Annotated in this window: 14 protein-coding genes; 9 read left to right on the top strand and 5 right to left on the bottom strand. The window is 71.3% G+C overall.

Annotated features, from left to right (window positions below; translation table 11 throughout):
* Positions 1-19 precede the first annotated feature (19 nt).
* From VIG79_RS05810 to VIG79_RS05790, 5 genes are all read left to right on the top strand, one after another.
* Positions 20-1,621 carry an asparagine synthetase B family protein gene (locus VIG79_RS05810; RefSeq protein ID WP_331883295.1) on the top strand — a complete coding sequence of 534 codons (1,602 nt, stop codon included), beginning with the start codon at positions 20-22 and terminating at the stop codon, positions 1,619-1,621.
* A 37-nt stretch (positions 1,622-1,658) separates the two neighbouring features.
* Entirely contained in the window at positions 1,659-2,747 is a 1,089-nt protein-coding gene (locus VIG79_RS05805; RefSeq protein ID WP_331883292.1) for a lipid II:glycine glycyltransferase FemX, read from the top strand.
* A 656-nt stretch (positions 2,748-3,403) separates the two neighbouring features.
* On the top strand, positions 3,404-4,669 hold the full coding sequence (locus VIG79_RS05800; protein WP_331883289.1) for a GNAT family N-acetyltransferase: 1,266 nt from the start codon (positions 3,404-3,406) through the stop codon (positions 4,667-4,669).
* Positions 4,670-4,705: 36 nt separating this feature from the next.
* Positions 4,706-5,794: an alpha/beta fold hydrolase gene (locus VIG79_RS05795; RefSeq protein WP_331883286.1), complete on the top strand. Its 1,089-nt coding sequence runs from the start codon at positions 4,706-4,708 to the stop codon at positions 5,792-5,794.
* Between the two features lie 99 nt (positions 5,795-5,893).
* A complete protein-coding gene (locus tag VIG79_RS05790; RefSeq protein WP_331883283.1) occupies positions 5,894-6,721 on the top strand; it encodes a class I SAM-dependent methyltransferase in 828 nt (275 codons plus the stop codon).
* Positions 6,722-6,751: 30 nt separating this feature from the next.
* Here VIG79_RS05790 and VIG79_RS05785 read toward each other — a convergent pair whose 3' ends face one another.
* Positions 6,752-7,987: an AAA family ATPase gene (locus tag VIG79_RS05785; RefSeq protein ID WP_331883281.1), complete on the bottom strand. Its 1,236-nt coding sequence runs from the start codon at positions 7,985-7,987 to the stop codon at positions 6,752-6,754.
* Between the two features lie 10 nt (positions 7,988-7,997).
* Complete coding sequence (locus VIG79_RS05780; RefSeq protein ID WP_331883279.1) at positions 7,998-9,056, bottom strand: tetratricopeptide repeat protein; 1,059 nt, start codon at positions 9,054-9,056, stop codon at positions 7,998-8,000.
* A gap of 62 nt (positions 9,057-9,118) precedes the next feature.
* On the opposite strand from VIG79_RS05780, the gene VIG79_RS05775 reads away from it, so the two are divergent.
* A complete protein-coding gene (locus VIG79_RS05775) occupies positions 9,119-11,242 on the top strand; it encodes an elongation factor G-like protein EF-G2 (RefSeq protein ID WP_331883277.1) in 2,124 nt (707 codons plus the stop codon).
* Between the two features lie 64 nt (positions 11,243-11,306).
* On the opposite strand, the gene VIG79_RS05770 is transcribed toward VIG79_RS05775, so the two are convergent.
* Entirely contained in the window at positions 11,307-12,302 is a 996-nt protein-coding gene (locus VIG79_RS05770) for a hypothetical protein (RefSeq protein ID WP_331883275.1), read from the bottom strand.
* Between the two features lie 98 nt (positions 12,303-12,400).
* A complete protein-coding gene (locus tag VIG79_RS05765) occupies positions 12,401-13,363 on the bottom strand; it encodes a helix-turn-helix transcriptional regulator (RefSeq protein WP_331883273.1) in 963 nt (320 codons plus the stop codon).
* A gap of 71 nt (positions 13,364-13,434) precedes the next feature.
* On the opposite strand from VIG79_RS05765, the gene VIG79_RS05760 reads away from it, so the two are divergent.
* Positions 13,435-14,574: an epoxide hydrolase gene (locus tag VIG79_RS05760; protein WP_331883271.1), complete on the top strand. Its 1,140-nt coding sequence runs from the start codon at positions 13,435-13,437 to the stop codon at positions 14,572-14,574.
* Positions 14,575-14,627: 53 nt separating this feature from the next.
* On the opposite strand, the gene clpB is transcribed toward VIG79_RS05760, so the two are convergent.
* Complete coding sequence (clpB, locus tag VIG79_RS05755) at positions 14,628-17,183, bottom strand: ATP-dependent chaperone ClpB (RefSeq protein WP_331883268.1); 2,556 nt, start codon at positions 17,181-17,183, stop codon at positions 14,628-14,630.
* 123 nt (positions 17,184-17,306) lie between these two features.
* On the opposite strand from clpB, the gene VIG79_RS05750 reads away from it, so the two are divergent.
* A complete protein-coding gene (locus VIG79_RS05750; protein ID WP_331883266.1) occupies positions 17,307-17,867 on the top strand; it encodes an O-acetyl-ADP-ribose deacetylase in 561 nt (186 codons plus the stop codon).
* A gap of 4 nt (positions 17,868-17,871) precedes the next feature.
* On the top strand, positions 17,872-18,330 hold the full coding sequence (locus tag VIG79_RS05745) for a MarR family winged helix-turn-helix transcriptional regulator (RefSeq protein ID WP_331883264.1): 459 nt from the start codon (positions 17,872-17,874) through the stop codon (positions 18,328-18,330).
* Positions 18,331-18,341: the final 11 nt, after the last annotated feature.

The raw sequence follows: 18,341 nt of genomic DNA, 5'->3' as shown, positions 1-18,341 counted from the left end.
ACTGCGAGTGACGAACTAGATGTGTGGCATCGCCCTGCTCGTCGGCCCGGGCGCGCGTGAGCACGCCGCGACCTTCGCGGCCATGCTCGACACGGTTCGGCCCCGCGGCGAGGTCGAGGAGACCCTCCTCGACGACGAGGCCCTGCTCGGCACCCACCGGTTGCGGATCGTCGACCGCGACCGCGCGGTGCAGCCGTGGCTGTCCGCCGACGGCCGCTGGGCGCTGTCCTACAACGGCGAGATCTTCAACTTCGAGCGGCTGCGCGAGCAGCTGCTGAGCGCGGGTCACGAGCTGCGGTCGATCTCCGACACCGAGGTGGCCCTCGAAGGGGTGCTGGCCTGGGGCGAGGACGCCCTGCTCCGCTTCCGGGGTGAGTTCGCCTTCGGACTGGTCGACCGGCATACCCGCCGCGTCTTCCTGGCTCGCGACCCCGCCGGGGTCAAGCCGCTCTACTGGACGCTCGTCGACGGCCGGCTGGCGGTCGCCTCGGAGGTCAAGTCGCTGGTCGGTCCGCTGGGCCGCGGGATCGTCGTCCACGAGGTGCCGCCGGGTCACTGCGGCTGGGCCGAGCCCGGCGAGGCCCCCGAGCTGCACCCCTACCTCGACCTGCTCCGGCTCGGCGAGGGCCAGCCGATGGTCGACGACCTCGACGACGCGATGGACCTCGTCCGGCGGACCTACCGCGAAGCGGTGCGGATGCGGGTCGACACCGACCTCACCGTCGGCGTCATCCTGTCCGGCGGGTTGGACAGCTCGCTGGCGCTCGCTCACGTGCGCGATATGCACCCGGACTGCGTCGCGTTCACCGTCGGCACCGAGGGCAGCGAGGACCTCGCGTATGCGCGTCGCCTCACCGCCGACCTCGGGGTGCGGCACGAGGTGGTCACGTTGCGGCCGAGGGACATCGGGCTGGCCGACGTACGCGAGGCGATCCGGGTCAGCGAGGCGACCGAGTACGGCGACGTCATCAACGCTGTGGTCTCGCTGAAGCTGTTTCAGAAGGTCCACGCCAGCGGCGTCAAGGTCGTCCTGACCGGAGACGGGTCGGACGAGCTGTTCGGCGGCTACGACATGTACCGCGAGATCTCGCCCGAGCAGTCGAATGCGTTGTTCCTCCACAAGATCCAGCACCTGAGCCGCACCGAGCTGCAGCGGGTCGACCGGACCAGCATGGGCAACGGTGTCGAGGCGCGGGTGCCCTACCTCGACCTCGACATGCTCACCATGGCGATGCGACTGCCCGCCTCGATGAAGATGCGGGACGGGTACGAGAAGTGGATCCTGCGGCACACCTTCGCCGACGTGCTGCCCGACTACATCCTCAAGCGCCACAAGAACCCGATGTCCTACTCCAGCGGGCTGCACGAGCGGGTACGCCTGTTCCAGCCGCTCTTTGCTGGGATCTACCGGTCCTACGGCTACGAGGCGATCGGCCCGATGCGGCGCGACTTCTGGCGAGTGCTCCAGGACGCCGACCACGACCTGGACCGCGCACTGGCCGACGCCGAGAACGCCCGGGACTTCACGGCCGCCGAGCACGCCCGCGAGGTCGCCGGTGCGGTGAAGTGGAACGTCATCAACGGTGTTCGTGCGACGAGACGTCGCCTGACGCGGCGATGACGAGGTGACCGGTCCGCTCAGCGTCCGGCCCGTCTCGGTGACCGAGCATCTGGACTTCGTCCGCTCCTGCGCGAGCGCCTCGTACCTGCAATGCCCCTCGTGGGGCGTGATGCCGCCCCGATGGGCCCCAGAGAGCGTGGGCTGGTTCGACGGGTCGGTGCTGCGCGGTGTCGCCTTGGTGCTCTACCGGCGCGTTCCCGCGATGGGGTCCCTGGCGTACATCGGCGAGGGGCCGGTCGTGGACTGGGCCGGGCTCGGACCGGAGCGGATCCTCGAGTCCCTGCTGGCGTATCTACGGACGTGCGGGGTCTTCTCGGTCAAGATCGCGCCAGACCTGGTGCTGCGGCGGTGGCGTATCGAGACACTGCGGTCAGTGCTCCGCTCGCGCGGGCCTGGGCGGCTGCGGGACGTGCCGCCCGACGAGGTCGGGGAGGTGGCCGCGTCAGTGGTGAGGAGCCTGCGCGAGCAGGGGTGGACGCAGTACGAGGCGCCCGGACCGGGGTTCGGCGGCCAGATGCATCCTCGGTACCGGTCGCACGTGCCGCTCGCACCGGACGCGGACCCCGCCGAGCGGCTGGACGCGCCGTGGCGGCGCAACCTCCGCAAGGCCTCCGGGTCCGGAGTGGTCGTCACGACCGGAGGCTCCGACGACCTGCCGACCTTCCACGAGCTGTATGCGGAGACGGCCGCCCGCGACGGCTTCCCACCCCTGCCGCTGGAGTTCTTCGAGCGGATGTGGCGCTCCCTGCGCGGCGAGGACCCGTCGCGGCTGGAGCTCTGTCTCGCCTCCCGGGAGGGGCGGGTCTACGCGGCGGGGCTGCGGACGCGGGTCGGGACGGCGGTGTCCTACACCCACGGTGCGTCGGCGTCGGCCGGACGCGAGTGGCGGCCCAGCAATGCCATGCAGTGGCAGATGCTGCAGGACGCCCACGTGGGCGGCGCGGACGTCTACGACCTGCGCGGCATCTCGGACACCCTCGACCCGGGTGACCCGCTGTTCGGGCTGCTGCGGTTCAAGACCGGGCTCGGCGGTGAAGCGGTCGAGATGGTCGGCGAGTGGGACTACCCCCTCCGCCCCGTCCGGCACCGGTTGGTGTCGGCCTACCTCGACCGCCGCGTGCGCTGAGCCGGACCGCAATGGTCGGACGGTGGTTCACGCCAGGGCGCTGACGCTTGCCGCCGGAGACGAGGACGGCGTGCGCGTCCCGGAGTCGTCGGACCGCCAGCAGGTGTCGGCCGTTGCGCCCGGTGACGAAACGCTGCGCGGTGACCGGGTTCAGCGGCTGTCCGTCTTCGCTGTAGGGCCGGGTCCCGCGGCTCGCGTCGTGGAGGGTCAGGCGACCGTCCACGGACCAGGCCACCGAGACGGTGGGCGCCCCACCCGAGCCGAACGGTCCGACGGCGATCGACACCGGGTAGTCGAGTGGTTCGCCGGCCACGCGGTGGTTGTCGCTCCAGAGCAGCCGCCCGGAAAGACCATGGGTGGCGACCAACGCGGTTCCGTCCTGCGTCACCCGCCCGGTGAGCAGCACCATCCCGTCGTCGTCGGCGCCCAGCTTCACCGCGACCACCGTGTCGGTCCAGCTCTCGTGAACGGCGTGGTGGTCGGGCAGGCCCGGACGGTCAGCGCGGACCACCCGGACGCCACCGGTGTTGTCGTCAGCGCGGCCCGTTCCGACCGTCCGCTGACCGGCCGTCCGACGGGACGACGCAGGGGTCCCCCGATCGACGGAACGGCAATCCCCTTGAGATGCACGGGGTCGCAGCGGTTGGCTGCACACCATGACCGAGAACCCGATCCGTGTCAGCCGCACGACGGACGCCGACCGCTTCCTCGCCACGGACCAGACCGTCTGGTTCCAGGAGGTCTACCCGGCCCCGGCCGAACAGCAGCTGGTGGGGCTTCCCGAGGACCAGCGGTTCGCTGCGGACGTCGACGGTGCCGACCCGGCGACCTACCCGGGCGTCTACGGCGTCTTCCCGATGACCCTCGCCGTTCCCGGCCCCGACGCGGGAGTCCGCCACGTTCCCTGCGCCGCCCTCAGCTGGGTGGGTGTCCACCCGGACCATCGCCGCCGCGGGGTCCTCTCGGCGATGATCCGGGACCACCTGGAGCGGGTCCACGAGGAGCCCGGCAACCACGTCTCGGCCCTGCACGCCAGCGAGCCGGCCATCTACGGCCGCTACGGTTACGGGTTGGCTTCGCTGGAGCTCACCGTCGAGCTCAGCCGCCACGCGACGCTGACCGCCCCAGGCCTCGACACCGCTGCGGCCGAGGTCACGTCGCAGTTCACGACCGTCACCGACCCGGACGTCCCTACCCGGATGCACAACTGTCACGTCCGCGTGGCCGGCCTCGGCGCGGTCGTCGGCGACGTCGCCTACTACGACCGGATCTGCTACGAACCGCCCGAGCAGCTGCGCGAGAAAGAGGCCTGGCGGGTGCTGTTCGCCCGGCGCGACGGTGAGGACATCGGGTTCGCGGTGTTCCGCCGGTCGCACAAGTGGGAGAAGTACCGTCCCGCCGGGGAGCTGGCCGTATGGCTCCTCGTCGGTGAGCCGGTCGCGCAGCTGGTCCTGCTGCGCCGGCTCGTCGACTTCGACCTCATGGGCACGGTCAAGGTCGGAAAGGTCGGCGCGGACGACCCGCTGGTCCTCTGGACCGGTGGCCCACGGTCGACGTCCGACGTCGGGACCTTCGACAGTCTCTGGGTGCGAATCGTCGACCTGCCCGAGGCGCTCGAAGCTCGGACGTGGACCCAGCCGTGCGACGTCGTCCTCGAGGTCGCGGACGTCCACGCCCCCTGGAACGACGGTCGATGGCGGATCCACGCCGATGCCTCGGGGCAGGCCTCCGTCGATGCGACCTCCGCCGACGCTGAGGTCACGCTGCCGATCCAGGCCCTTGGCGCCGCATACCTCGGCGGTGGGAACCTCGCCGCCCAGCACCGAGCCGGCCTCGTCGCCGAACAGCGCGTCGGAGCGGTCCGCGAGCTGTCACAGGCGATGCGCACGCCGTTGGCCCCGTCCGCGGCCATGGCGTTCTGAGCAGTCGTGATCGAGCCGCGGCGTAGCATCCATACCGTGACGGCGTCGAGTCGCGCCCCCAGCACTCCGCCGCAGGAGGTCCGGTTCTGCCGGTCCGCCGACGGCGTGCGGATCGCGTATGCCGTCCACGGCTCCGGGCCGCCGCTCGTCATCTCGACGTGCTGGCTCAGCCACCTGCAGTTCGACTGGGAGAGCCCGGTCTGGCGGCACTTCCTCGCGGATCTCGGCCGCTTCGCGACGGTCATCCGGTTCGACGAGCGGGGCTACGGCCTCTCCGACTGGGACGTCACCGACTTCTCGCTGGACATGCGGATCGCCGACCTCGAGGCGGTCGTCGAGGACGCCGGGTACCCCCGGTTCGCGCTCATGGCCATGGCCCAGGGCGGACCCGTCGCCATCCGGTACGCCGCGGAGCACCCCGAGCGGGTCACCCGGCTGCTGTTCTACAACAGCTATGCCGACGCGGCCCGGGACCAGACGCCGGAGGAGTCCGAGGTCGAGGACACGTTCGACCAGATGATCAAGGTCGGCTGGGCGCGTCCGGACTCGACGTTCCGCCGCGTGTTCACCTCGATGCTCATCCCGGCCGCGACCGAGGAGCAGAAAGGCTGGCTCGACGAGCTGCAGCGGGCCTCGGCCTCGGCGACCTCTGCCTACGCCTCCCGTCACGAACGCCGCCACCACGGCGCTTCGGAATGCCTGCCGCGGCTGGACGTCCCGACCTTGGTGCTGCACGCGACCGGGGAGCAGATCAACGGGTTCGACGAGGGGCGGTTCCTCGCGTCGTCGATCCGGGGCGCCCGCCTGGTGCCCCTCGACAGCGAGAACCACATCATCCTGGCCAACGAAAAGGCCTGGCCGGTCTTCGTCCGCGAGGTCGAGGATTTCCTCGGCCCGGACCGCGAGGCCGCGGCGGCCAAACCCGCGACGGCCATGTCGCTGTCCGCCCGCGAGCGCGAGGTGTTGACTCTGGCCGCTCAGGGCTACGACAACGACGACATCGCGAAGGCACTGCACCTGAGCGTCCGCACCGTCGAGCGCCACCTGCAGAACGTCTACGTCAAGCTCGACGTCCAGGGCCGGTCGGCGCGGGCGGCGGCCGTCGCCCGGCTCCTCACCGCATAACGACTACGCGCGCACCGCCACGAACCCGACCCGACGTGGCCGAAGGTTACGCGTACGCACGGATGCCGGCGCATACCCAGCGTTCCTACCGTCAGAGACATGACGGACACGACAACCACAGCCCTCACGCTCGACCCCATCAAGACCAAGCACCGCGCCATGTGGGCGCTGGGCAACTACGACAACGTCGCGACCGAGGTCATCCAGAGCCTCGGGCCGCGGATCGTCGAGGCGGCCGGAATCGCACCGGGTGACCGCGTCCTCGACGTCGCTGCCGGTTCCGGCAACGCCAGCCTGCCCGCCGCTCTCGCCGGCGGGCAGGTCTGGGCCACCGACATCACGCCCGAGCTGCTCGAGACCGGGCGCCAGCGCGCCGAGGCCGAGGGTCTCGAGATCACCTGGCGCGAGGCCGACGCGGAGCACCTGCCCTGCGAGAACGGCGAGCACGACGTCGTCCTCTCGCTCGTGGGCGTCATGTTCGCGCCGTTCCACCAGCCGGTGGCGGACGAGCTCCTGCGGGTCACCCGATCCGGCGGCACCATCGCCCTCGTCAACTGGACGCCCGAGGGGTTCATCGGTCAGATGTTCGCGGCGATGAAGCCGTATGCGGCGGCTCCCCCGCCCGGGGCCTCGCCAGGACCGTTGTGGGGCAACGAGACCCACGTCCGCGAGCTGTTCGGAAGCGGGGTGTCTTCGCTTACCGCAACGCGGGAGGAGCTCGACGTCGACCGGTTCACGACCGGCGCCGAGTTCCGGGACTTCTTCAAGGCCTACTACGGCCCGACCATCGCCGCCTACCGCAACATCGCCGACGACCCGGGGCGGGTCGCGGAGCTCGACCAGGTCCTCACGGACCTCGGCGACCGCTACCTCCAGGACGGCCACATGCCCTGGGAGTACCTGCTCGTGACGGCCACTCGGGCCTGACTGGGCCCGAACACCGACCAGGGCGGCGTCTTAGAGCATCCGGTGCTTGCGCATCCACTCCCGGAGCTCGTCGTAGGTGCCGTCCTGGTTGGCGAACTGGACGACGTTGCGGGCCGAGTCGAACCACGGGGTGGTCGACGGGCGTACCTCGCGCAGTGCCGCGTCCAGGTCCTTCATGCCGATCATCCGCACCGTGCCGGTCCGGACCCCGTCCATGAGGGCGTGCTCCGACGCCGTCTCGCAGAGGTGCGCGATGTCGGCGCCGGAGTAGGCCTCGGTCGCCTTGGCCAGCCGCTTCAGGTCGATCCCCTCGACCGGGCGGTGCGCCAGGTGGTGCCGGAAGATCGCCTCCCGCGCGGGCTGGTCCGGCGGCAGCACGAGCAGGGTGCGGTCGAGCCGGCCCGGCCGGCGCAGGGCGGCGTCGACGTCCCACGGCTGGTTCGTCGCGGCGATGACGAACACGCCCTCGTTGACGTCGTTCACGCCGTCGAGCTCGGTGAGCAGCTGGTTCACCGCGGTCCGCATCCCGGAGCTGCGGGTCAGGCTCCGCTTCTGTCCGAGGGCGTCCACCTCGTCGAGGAACAGCACGCAGGGCGCGTTGGTCCTGGCCAGCCGGAAGACGTCCTGGATGTTGCGTTCCGAGGTTCCGACGTACATGTCGAGCACGTCGGCCAGCCCGACGTTGACGAAGTGCGCGCCCATCTCGCCGGCGACCGCTCGCCCGATGAAGGTCTTGCCGCAGCCGGGCGGCCCGTAGAGCAGCATCCCGCCGCGCAGGCTCTTGCCGTAGAGGCGCCGCAGCTCCGGGTTGCGCATCGGAGCGAGGAACGCGGCGGTCAGCCGTTCCTTGACCTGGGTCATGCCGCCGACGTCGGCGAGCGTGATCCCGGACTTCTCGACGTCCCAGGCCGACACGTCGGGCGGCGGGGCGTTCTCGTCGTCCACGAACATCGGCTGCGGGGCGACGTCGGAGATGTCGGACTCGGCCTGGCGCCAGTCGAACTCGCCCCTCACCGGTGTCGGGGCGGCGCCGGCCGACGGCTCGGTATGCGTGACGCCGCCGCCCATGGCGCGGCTCATCAGCTCACGAGCGGCCGCGTTCCCGGGGTCCCGCTGCAGCGCCGCGGCGCAGTGGCTCACGGCGGCGTCCTGCTGGCCGTCGCCGAGGAGCAGCTCGGCCAGGTGCACCCGGAGCGTCACGTCGCCCGGCGCCGCCTCGACGGCACGAGCCAGCGAGGCGATGAGCGGGTTCCCCGGGTCGGTCACACCGGTCAGGCTACGAGGCCCGTCGGTCACGGAAGAACCGGACCCAGCTGAGCACCGCCCCGAGGAACAGCGGGCCACCACCCACGACGAACAGGGTCAGCGCGAGGGAGGTCGGCGACACGGCGGCGGCGAGGAACAGCAGGCAGGTGAGCAACAGGCATACCCCCCAGACCGCCGCCAGCCGCTGCCGGCGGGCGAAGCCGCGCAGGAACCCCAGGCGCATGTCGGCGGGCACCTGCGCCCGGAGCTGCCAGGCGATCCAGCCCAGCGCCACCGCGCCGATGGCGCCGAGGAGGACGAGCAGCCATCGGGGCGGCTGACCGTTGGCGGCGCCGACGACCTGGGTACCGACGAACCAGACGAGGAACAGGATCCAGTGGAACCGTGCGATGAGACCGGTGAGGACGAGGTCCATGTTCCGCTGCATGACGGTCTCGAACGGCGCCGCGCGCACCGAGGTGGAGAGGTGGCCGGCCGCGCTGACCAGACGGCCGCGGGCCATCTGGATGCGGGCGAGCTCGTTGAGCGCCACGTGATCGTCCGGCCTCAGGGACAGCGCCGTCCGGGCGTGCTGCTCGGCCTCGCGCATCGTCGCCTTGGATGGCGGCGATCCCGGAGGGAAGAGCGCGGCCACCATGGCCAGGTGGGCGGACGGGCTCGACGGTGCGAGGCGCAGCGCGTACTCCGCGGCCATCCGCCCGTTGTGGGGGTCGCGCAGGTCGGACGCCGAGTGGGCGACCTGGATGTGGGCGCCCGGGTCGTGCGGCGCGAGCTGGGTCGCGCGGACGGCGGCGTGGTAGGCGCCGACCCGGTCGCCGGCGCCGCGCAGGGCCACCGACAGGACTTTCTGGACGACGACGGAGTCCGGGTCGGCGGCGGCCGCCGCGAGGCAGTAGCGGACGGCCTCGTCGTCCCGGTCCAGCTGGACGAGGGCCACCGCGCCCTGGACGAGCAGGTCGACGTCCTGCGGCTCCTCGGCCAGGCCGGACGAGACGACGGTCAGTGCCTCGGCCGCGCGGCCGAGGGCGTTCAGCGTCTGTGCGCGGCCGGCCGCGCTCCCCTCCCGCACGCCGGTCATGGTAGAAGCACGCTGCCCTTGTGCCCTCAGGAGGTGCTTGACAGGGTGGGGTAGTGAGCAAAGGCGCTGCGAAAACCGAGTCATCCCCTGCGCCCCAGCCCCGGACCCCCGAGGACATCCGCAACGTCGTCCTCGTCGGTCCGGGCGGAGCCGGTAAGTCCACGCTGTTCGACCACCTCGTCGCGGCCCGCGTCCCGGGGCGACGTCCCCAGGAGGGCGAACGCAACCGGTCGGTCGGGTTGTCCGTCGCCTCGTTCGAGAGCAACGGTGTGACGATCAACCTCATCGACGCCCCCGGGTTCCCCGACTTCGTGGGCGAGCTCCGGGCCGGCCTGCGCGCCGCGGACGCGGCGATCTTCGTCATCTCGGCTGCCGACGACATCGACGGTGCGACCGCACTGCTGTGGCAGGAGCTCGCGGCGGTCGGCGTGCCCCGGGCCGTCGCCGTGAGCAAGCTCGACATGCCCCGGTCCGACTACGACGACACCATCGCGCGGTGCCAGCGGGCGTTCGGGGACGCGCAGGCGCTCTACCTGCCCGTCCACGACGCCGAGAAGGTCGTCGTCGGGTCGATGGGGCTGCTCAGCCAGCGGGTGTTCGACTCGTCGGACGGTTCGCGCTCTGAGCGGGATCCCGAGGGCGACGAGGCCGCCGCGATCGAGGACCGTCGTGGGCCGCTCATCGAGGCGATCATCGAGGAGTCCGAGGACGACACCCTGCTCGACCGCTACCTCGAGGGCGAGGACATCTCCACCGACACGGTCATCGAGGACCTCAAGGCGGCCGTCGCCAAGGCGACCTTCTTCCCGTTGGTCCCGATCTCCCCGGCCACCGGCGTCGGCCTCGAGGAGGTGCTCGAGGTCATCGAACAGTGCTTCCCGTCGCCAGCCAGCCGCACCGCGCCGACCGCATACAGTCCCGTCGGCGCCACCCTCCCGGCCGTCACCTGCGACCCCGACGGACCGTTGGTGGCCGAGGTCATCCGGACCACCAGCGACCCCTACGTCGGCCGGCTGTCGCTGGTCCGCGTGTTCTCGGGCACCCTGCGCGCGGACGATGTCGTGCACGTGTCCGGGCACCTGGGCGAGTTCGTCGAGCGGCGTGGCGGCGCGCCGGTCGAGGGGCATACCGACCACGACGACGACGAGCGCGTCGGCCCGCTCAGCTCGCCGCTCGACGACGCCACCCGTCACACGAACCGGGGCATTGCCGGCGAGCTGGTCCTCGTCAGCAAGCTGTCGCACGCCGAGACCTCAGACACCCTCTCGGCCAAGGACCGGCCGGCGCTCATCGAGCCCTGGGTGCTGCCGGACCCGTTGCTACCCGTGGCGATCCACGCCTCCAACAAGCGCGACGAGGACAAGCTCGCGGGCGCGCTGCAGCGGGTCGTCGCCGAGGACGTGACGATGCGGATGGAGCACAACCCGGAGACGCACCAGGTCGTGCTGTGGACGATGGGCCAGGCCCACGTCGAGGAGATCCTCAGCCGGCTTCGCGACCGCTACGGCGTCGAGGTCGAGGCCGAGCCGTTCCGGACCGCGCTGCGCGAGACGTTCGTGCGCAAGTGCACCGTGCAGGGCCGGCACGTCAAGCAGAGCGGTGGCCACGGCCAGTATGCGGTCTGCCAGATCGAGATCGAGCCGCTGGAGCGCGGTGGTGGCGTCGAGTTCGTCGACAAGGTGGTGGGGGGTTCGGTGCCGCGGCAGTTCATCCCGTCGGTCGAGAAGGGCGCGCGTGCTCAGCTGGAGAAGGGCGTCCTGAGCGGCTATCCGGTGGTGGACGTGCGGATCACCCTGTTCGACGGCAAGGCCCACTCGGTCGACTCGTCCGACATGGCGTTCCAGACGGCGGCGTCGATGGCCCTCAAGGAGGCGGCCAACGAGGCGACCGTGTCGCTGCTCGAGCCGATCGACAGGGTCGACATCACCGTGGACGACGACTACGTCGGGTCGGTGATGTCGGACCTGCGCGGCCGACGGGGCGCGGTCCTCGGGACCGAGCCGGCCGAGGTGTCCGGACGGACCGTAGTGCACGCCGAGGTGCCCCAGGTCGAGCTGTCGCGGTACCCGATCGACCTGCGCTCGGTGTCGCACGGGACCGGCCTGTTCACCCGGTCCCTGCTGCGCTACGACTACATGCCGGCGGAGCTGGCCAAGCAGCAGCACCTCACGGCCTGAGGACGACCTCTACATCGGAGGGTTGTGGTCGCTTTGACCGCCACAACGCTCCGACGTCCCACACTCAGGTGACGCAGTCGCGCCGCCGGCAGCGTCGCAGGCGGCCGGACCGCCCGCAAGACCCGAGGATCACCCCGACCTCCCGGGCGAGCTCGCACGGCGTGACGGCGACGTCGACCCAGAACGCGCGCACGGTGAGCCATCCGAGCGTCGCACTGCGCCGGTCACGGATCCCGTCGCCGACGCGGGCCGGACCCTCGTGACCGAGCCGGCCGTCCAGCTCAACGAGGACGCGCTCCTCGTCGTAGGCGACATCGTGGAGTCGCAGCCCGCTGGAGAGGGTCGGGGCCTGACGACGGCCCAGCGGCAGGCCATGGGCCCGTTCGACGTCGCGAACGAACCGCACCTCCATGACGCTCTGCGCTCCGTCGGCGACGTCGGCAAGGACGTCGTCCAGGAGCCCCCGGTGCGGATACCGCGTGCGGGCGGCCAGTCGCGGCCGCAGCGCCGCCTCGCTGGTCAGGTGGCGGGAGAAGGCCCGTCCAAGGAGGGCCACGGCGTCGCTCTCCGATCCTTTGGCGGCCAGATCGAGCACGGTGTGGTCCACGTCGACGCGCCACGGCCAGTGCAGTGGGTCGACGAAGGCGTCCGCATCGACCCGACGGTGCAGCCTGGCACCAGCCGGCGTCGCCACCCGACGACGTTCGTCCACCAGCAGGTCGACGACCAGGGGCGGCGTGCCCACCAGCCCCTCGACGAAGCCTGCGGTCTGGTGCGACCACGCCGAACCAGGAACGGCGAGCAGGGCGGCGAGGGCAGCGGTGTGCCAGTCGTCCTTGCCCGGCCGCGTCTGGTAGACCCCGCGGTGCACGGGCTCCCAGACGCGCCTATCGACCTTCCACCGGACCGCCGCGGCCGTCATCCCGGCACCGAGGCACTGCTCCCGCGTCAGCAGGCCTCGCTGTTCGACACTGGTCGCCCGCAGCTCACTCGCCTCCCGGGGTGGGTTGGGCGCGCCAAGCACGCGAAAGTCCGGTCGGGCGTCGCTCGATCGAGGCATACCGCCAGCCTGGCGTCAGCCGAGCCACCGGCCGTGGACTCATCCACAGGGCTTCGCCGGAGGCTTGGTGTTGCCCCCACGACCACAGCCCTCCGCCGTCAGCTGGGGACCGCGGCGGCATACCTCCGGGCTTGGACCCGCAGGGCCTCGACCAGGGCCGGCGGCTCCTCGACGTGGAAGTCGAGGCCGAGCATGCCGATCCACACCGCGACCACCTCGACGCTGTCGCCGCCGGTGACGAGGTCGCAGTGGGACTCGTCGACCGGTTCGACCACGCCGACCGTCGGGTTGACCCGCGCGAGGACCTCCTCGGCCGACGCATCCACGCGGACCCGGCAGTGCACCGCCCATCCCGCGACCGCGACCTCGCGCAGCACGAACGACGTGTAGTCACCGGGGAAGGCCACCGGCCGAAACCGCCGTCCCCCAGGGGTTCTCAGCGTCAGCCAGTCCACGCGGTAGGGCGCCCACCGGTCGGTATGCGCGTCGCGGGCCACGAGGTACCAGCGCCGCTGCCAGGAGACCAACCGGTAGGGCTCGACCTGCCGGCGGTCCGTCGGCGCCTCGCCCTGGTAGTCGAACCGGACCTCCTCGTGGTCGCGGATCGCCGCGGCCAGGGCCGTCAGCACAGCCGCGTCGACGACGGGGTCCTCGACGTTGGAACCGGTGTTCTCCGGCCCCTTGAGGACCGCCTCGTGCATCGCCGAGACCTGGCGCTGCAGATGGTGCGGGAGCACGGAGTCGAGCTTGGCGAGCGCCCGCATACTCGTCTCCTCGATCCCGGTGATCCCGGTCGCGGCCCGGAGGCCGACGGCCACCGCCACGGCCTCGTCCTCGTCGAGGAGCAGCGGCGGCAAGGACGCGCCGACCCCGAGGCGGTAGCGCCCGTGCGGCCCGCGCACCGCGTCGACCGGATACCCGAGCAGCCGGAGCCGGTCCACGTCCTTGCGGACGGTCCGGTCGGTGACGCCGAGCCGCTCGGCCAGCTCCGGCCCCGTCCAGTCGCGCCGGGACTGCATGAGCCCGAGCAGGGCGAGCAGCCGTGCCGAGCTCTCCAGCACGTCGGAACCTCGCAGAACTGATCGGACTAACAGGAACGAAACGTTCCTGAACCCTTCCTAGCGTAGCGGTCATGACGACCACCACGAACACCCAGATCCGGCCCTTCACCATCGACATCCCGCAGGACGCCCTCGACGACCTGCAGCACCGGCTGGCCCACACCCGCTACCCGGTACCGGCCCTCGGCGACGCGTGGAGCTACGGCACCCCCGTCTCCTACCTGCAGGACATGGTCGAGCGCTGGCAGCGGTTCGACTGGCGCGCACAGGAGGCGCGGATGAACGCCGTCCCGAACTTCGTCACCGACATCGACGGGCAGACCGTCCACTTCGTCCACGTCCGCTCGGCCGAGCCGAACGCCACCCCGCTGCTCCTCCTGCACACCTACCCCGGCTCGTTCGCCGAGTTCCTCGACCTGATCGGCCCGCTCACCGACCCGGTGGCGCACGGCGGCCGGGCCGAGGACGCCTTCCACCTCGTCGTCCCGTCGATGCCGGGCTTCGGCTTCAGCACCCCGATGGCCCCGGCCCCCGGCGGCGGCGACTGGACGACGGCCGCCGTCGCCGGCGCATACGACACCCTCATGCGCCGGCTCGGGTACGACTCCTACGGGACCCACGGCAGCGACGGCGGCGCCATGGTCTCGCGCGAGCTGGCGGTCCTGGACCCGCCCGGGTTCCTCGGCGCGCACGTGCTGCAGCTGTTCTCGTTCCCGTCCGGAGCGCCGGACGAGATGGAGGACTTCGGGCCGAAGGAGTACGCGGCGCTGGAGTTCCTCGGCTGGTTTCAGTCGGTGGGCGGGTACAACGGGATGAACGGCACCCGCCCGCAGACCATCGCGGCAGCGTTGTCCGACTCGCCGGTGGGCCAGCTGGCCTACAACGAGCTGTTCGAGAACTTCGGCAACGGGTCCAGCCTGGTGTCCACGGAGCAGGTCCTCACGCAGGTGTCGCTCTACTGGCTGACCAACACGTCCGCGAACGCGGTGCGGTACCACTACGCCGAGGGGCACTCCGGAGCCGAGCCGCAGGTCAGCCACGGTCGGATCGGCGTCGCCGTGTTCAAGGACGACTTCCAGACCATCCGGCCGTTCGCCGAGCGCGACAACACGGGGATCGAGCACTGGTCGGAGTTCGAGCGCGGCGGCCACTACGCGGCGCTCGAGGTGCCAGAGCTCCTCGTCAGCGACCTGCGGACGTTCTTCGGCTGAGATCGATCGGATCGGAGGGTCGTGGCCCGGATCAGGGCCACGACCCTCCGATGTCAGCGCAGGACGAGGGTGTCCGCCTCGGCGTCGAGGTCGACCTTCACGGTGCCGCCGTCACGGACCTCGCCGGACAGCAGTGACTTGGCCAGTCGGTCGCCGATCTCCTTCTGCACCAACCGCCGCAGCGGGCGGGCGCCGTAGCTCGGGTCGTAGCCGGTCAGGGCCAGCCACTCCTTGGCGGCGTCGGTCACGTCGAGGGTGATCCGACGGTCGCGCAGTCGGTTGGCCAGCGCGTGGACCTGCAGGTCGACGATCTGCGTGAGGTCATCGGTCGACAGCGGGTCGAAGATGACGACCTCGTCGAGGCGGTTGAGGAACTCGGGCTTGAACGTCTGCCGCACCACACCGAGCACCGCCTCCTTGCGCGACTCCGGCGTGAGCAGCGGGTCGACGAGGTACTGCGAACCCAGGTTCGACGTCATCACGAGGATGACGTTGCGGAAGTCCACGGTGCGTCCCTGGCCGTCGGTCAGGCGGCCGTCGTCGAGCACCTGCAGGAGGATGTCGAAGGTCTCCGGGTGGGCCTTCTCGACCTCGTCGAGGAGGATCACCGAGTAGGGCCGACGGCGCACGGCCTCGGTGAGCTGGCCGCCCTCCTCGTACCCCACGTAGCCCGGAGGCGCCCCGATGAGCCGCGCGACCGCGTGCCGCTCGGAGTACTCCGACATGTCGATCCGGACCATCGCCCGCTCGTCGTCGAAGAGGAAGTCGGCGAGCGACTTGGCCAGCTCGGTCTTGCCGACCCCGGTCGGGCCGAGGAAGAGGAACGACCCGGTGGGCCGGTCGGGGTCGGCGATGCCGGAGCGGGCGCGGCGAACGGCGTCCGACACCGCACGCACCGCGTCGACCTGGCCGATGAGGCGGGCGCCGAGGTGCTGCTCCATGTGCAGGAGCTTCTCGGTCTCGCCCTCGAGCAGCCGCCCGGCGGGGATGCCGGTCCAGGCCGAGATGACGTCGGCGATGTCGTCGCTACCCACCTCGTCCTTGACCATGACGTTGCCGACCACCGCCGACTCATCGCCGGCCGCCGCCTCCAGCTCCCTTTCGACCGAAGGGATCTGGCCGTAGAGGATCGCCGACGCGCTGCCGAGGTCGCCCTCACGCTGGAGCCGCTCGGCCTGGCTGCGGAGCTCGTCGAGCTGCGACTTCAGGTCACCGACCCGGTTGAGTCCGGCCTTCTCGGACTCCCACCGCGCGTTGAGCGCGTCGAGCTGCTCCTGGCGGTCGGCGAGGTCCTGTTGCAGACGGGCGAGCCGCTCGCGCGAGGCGTCGTCGGTCTCGGCCTGCAGGTGCAGCTCCTCCATCTTCAGCCGGTCGACCTGACGACGCAGCTCGTCGATCTCCACCGGGCTCGAGTCGATCTCCATCCGCAGCCGGGACGCGGCCTCGTCGATGAGGTCGATCGCCTTGTCGGGCAGCTGGCGCCCGGTGATGTAGCGGTCGCTCAGCGCGGCCGCCGCGACCAGCGCGGCGTCGGCGATGGCCACCTTGTGGTGCGCCTCGTACCGCTCCTTGAGCCCGCGGAGGATCGCGATGGTGTCCTCCACCGACGGCTCGCCGACGAAGACCTGCTGGAACCGTCGCTCCAGGGCGGCGTCCTTCTCGATGTGCTTGCGGTACTCGTCGAGCGTGGTCGCGCCGACGAGCCGCAGCTCGCCCCGGGCCAGCATCGGCTTGAGCATGTTGCCGGCGTCCATCGTGCCCTCGCCGGTCGCGCCGGCACCGACGACGGTATGCAGCTCGTCGATGAAGGTGATGACCCGGCCCTCGGACCCGGTGATCTCCTCGAGCACGGCCTTGAGGCGCTCCTCGAACTCGCCGCGGTACTTCGCGCCGGCCACCATCGCCCCGAGGTCGAGGCTCATCAGCGTCTTGCCGCGCAGGCTCTCCGGCACGTCGCCCGCGACGATGCGCTGGGCCAGTCCCTCGACGACGGCGGTCTTGCCGACACCGGGGTCGCCGATGAGGACGGGGTTGTTCTTGGTCCGCCGCGAGAGCACCTGCACGACGCGCCGGATCTCGGCGTCGCGACCGATCACCGGGTCCAAGCGGCCCTCGCGGGCGGCGGCGGTCAGGTCGGTGCCGTACTTCTCCAGCGCTTGGAAGGTCGCCTCTGGCTGCTCGGAGTCGACGCGACGCCCACCGCGCAGCTGCGGGATGGCCGCCTCGATGGCACCCGCGTCGAGGCCGAAGGCGCCGGTGCGCGCGAGTGCGAGCAGCAGGTGGTCGGTCGAGATGAACGTGTCGCCCATCGACGCCATCAGCGAGCGGGCGTTCTCCAACACGGCCAGCGCCCCGCGCGACAGCTGCGGGGTGGGTACCGACGAGCCGGACACCGACGGCAGCGCGGCGAGGATCCGGTCGGCCGCGGCAACGGCGACGGCGACGGTGGTCCCGGCGGCCTCGAGCAGCGCCGGCGTCGTCGTCTCCGACTGCTCGGCCAACGCCTTGAGCACCTGGGCGGGCTCGATCTGGGGATGTCCGTGCGCGGCGGCCGCGCGCGTGGCGGCCGCTAGGGCCTCGTTGGCCTTGGTGGTCAGCTGCAGATCCATGGAGTGCGGGTACCTCTTTCAGCGGGAATGCGGGTATGCCGGTTCACCGAGGACAACGTCGGACAAAGTTGAGTCTATTCCGCTCAGGTTTACTCTGGGAACCCCGAGCGAAGGAGCCCCGGTATGCGGACAGTGGACTCCCCGTCCCGCCGGGTCGAGGCGGTGCGGGGCGACATCACCGTCGAGCGGGTGGACGCGATCGTCAACGCAGCCAACTCCTCTCTCCTGGGTGGCGGCGGCGTGGACGGCGCCATCCACCGGGCGGCCGGACCTCGGCTGCTGGCGGCCTGCCGGCAGGTGCGGCGAGACGCGTACCCCGGCGGTCTTCCGGTGGGCGACGCGGTGGCGACCTCTGGCGCGGACCTGCCCGCGCGCTGGGTCATCCACACCGTCGGGCCGAACTGGCACCGCGGCCAACGCGACCCGCACCTGTTGCGACGCTGCTTCACCCGGTCGCTCGACGTGGCCGCCGAGATCGGGGCACGGTCTGTGGCCTTCCCCGCGGTGAGCGCCGGCGTCTACGGCTGGGCGCCGGCCGTCGTCGCCGACATCGCGGTAGATGCAGCGTTCCAGCCGGACCACGGCGAGGGTGTCGAGCTCGTCCGGTTCGTCCTGTTCACTGACGCGGTCCTCGACGAGTTCTGCCGCGTGCTCACCGTTGACGGGGTCGACCCGGCAGGCTAGGGGAGTGAGCACCGCGGAACGCAGCAACCTGCACGACCTCGAACGCGAGCTGACCCGGTTCTTCCGGCGGTCGCGGGTGGCGTCGTCGTCCATCGCCGCCCAGGTCCACCCCGACCTCGACGTCGCCTCCTACACGGTCCTCGTCACCATCTCCGACCTGTCCGACTCCCTGCCCCATGGGGTCCGCGCGATCGACGTCGCCGAGACGCTGGGCCTGCACAAGTCGACGATGAGCCGCAACATCGCCGTGCTGGAGCGGCTCGGCCTGGTCACCCGGGAACCGTCCGCGGAGGACGCTCGGGCCCGGCTCCTCACCATCACCGAACCCGGCCGGACCTCCCTCGTTGCGGCGATCAGCGCCCGCCGTCAGCGGGTCTCGTCGATCCTCGGCCGCTGGTCAGAGTCCGACGTCCGCGAGCTCGCGCGGCTCCTCGGCCAGCTCAACGACGACCTGGCCTTCTGACGCCGGGAATA

This window comes from Lapillicoccus sp., from assembly GCF_036559105.1.
Taxonomy (GTDB): domain Bacteria; phylum Actinomycetota; class Actinomycetes; order Actinomycetales; family Dermatophilaceae; genus Lapillicoccus.
The sequence above is the reverse complement of the archived record's forward strand: the minus strand, read 5'-3'. Positions and strand labels throughout refer to the sequence as shown.

Bases quoted from the DNA above. Each gene is read 5' to 3' on its own strand.
- VIG79_RS05750 (WP_331883266.1), top strand. From the start codon at position 17,307: ATGCGGACAGTGGACTCCCCGTCCCGCCGGGTCGAGGCGGTGCGGGGC.
- clpB (WP_331883268.1), bottom strand. From the start codon at position 17,183: ATGGATCTGCAGCTGACCACCAAGGCCAACGAGGCCCTAGCGGCCGCC.
- VIG79_RS05760 (WP_331883271.1), top strand. From the start codon at position 13,435: ATGACGACCACCACGAACACCCAGATCCGGCCCTTCACCATCGACATC.
- VIG79_RS05810 (WP_331883295.1), top strand. From the start codon at position 20: ATGTGTGGCATCGCCCTGCTCGTCGGCCCGGGCGCGCGTGAGCACGCC.
- VIG79_RS05770 (WP_331883275.1), bottom strand. From the start codon at position 12,302: ATGCCTCGATCGAGCGACGCCCGACCGGACTTTCGCGTGCTTGGCGCG.
- VIG79_RS05790 (WP_331883283.1), top strand. From the start codon at position 5,894: ATGACGGACACGACAACCACAGCCCTCACGCTCGACCCCATCAAGACC.
- VIG79_RS05800 (WP_331883289.1), top strand. From the start codon at position 3,404: ATGACCGAGAACCCGATCCGTGTCAGCCGCACGACGGACGCCGACCGC.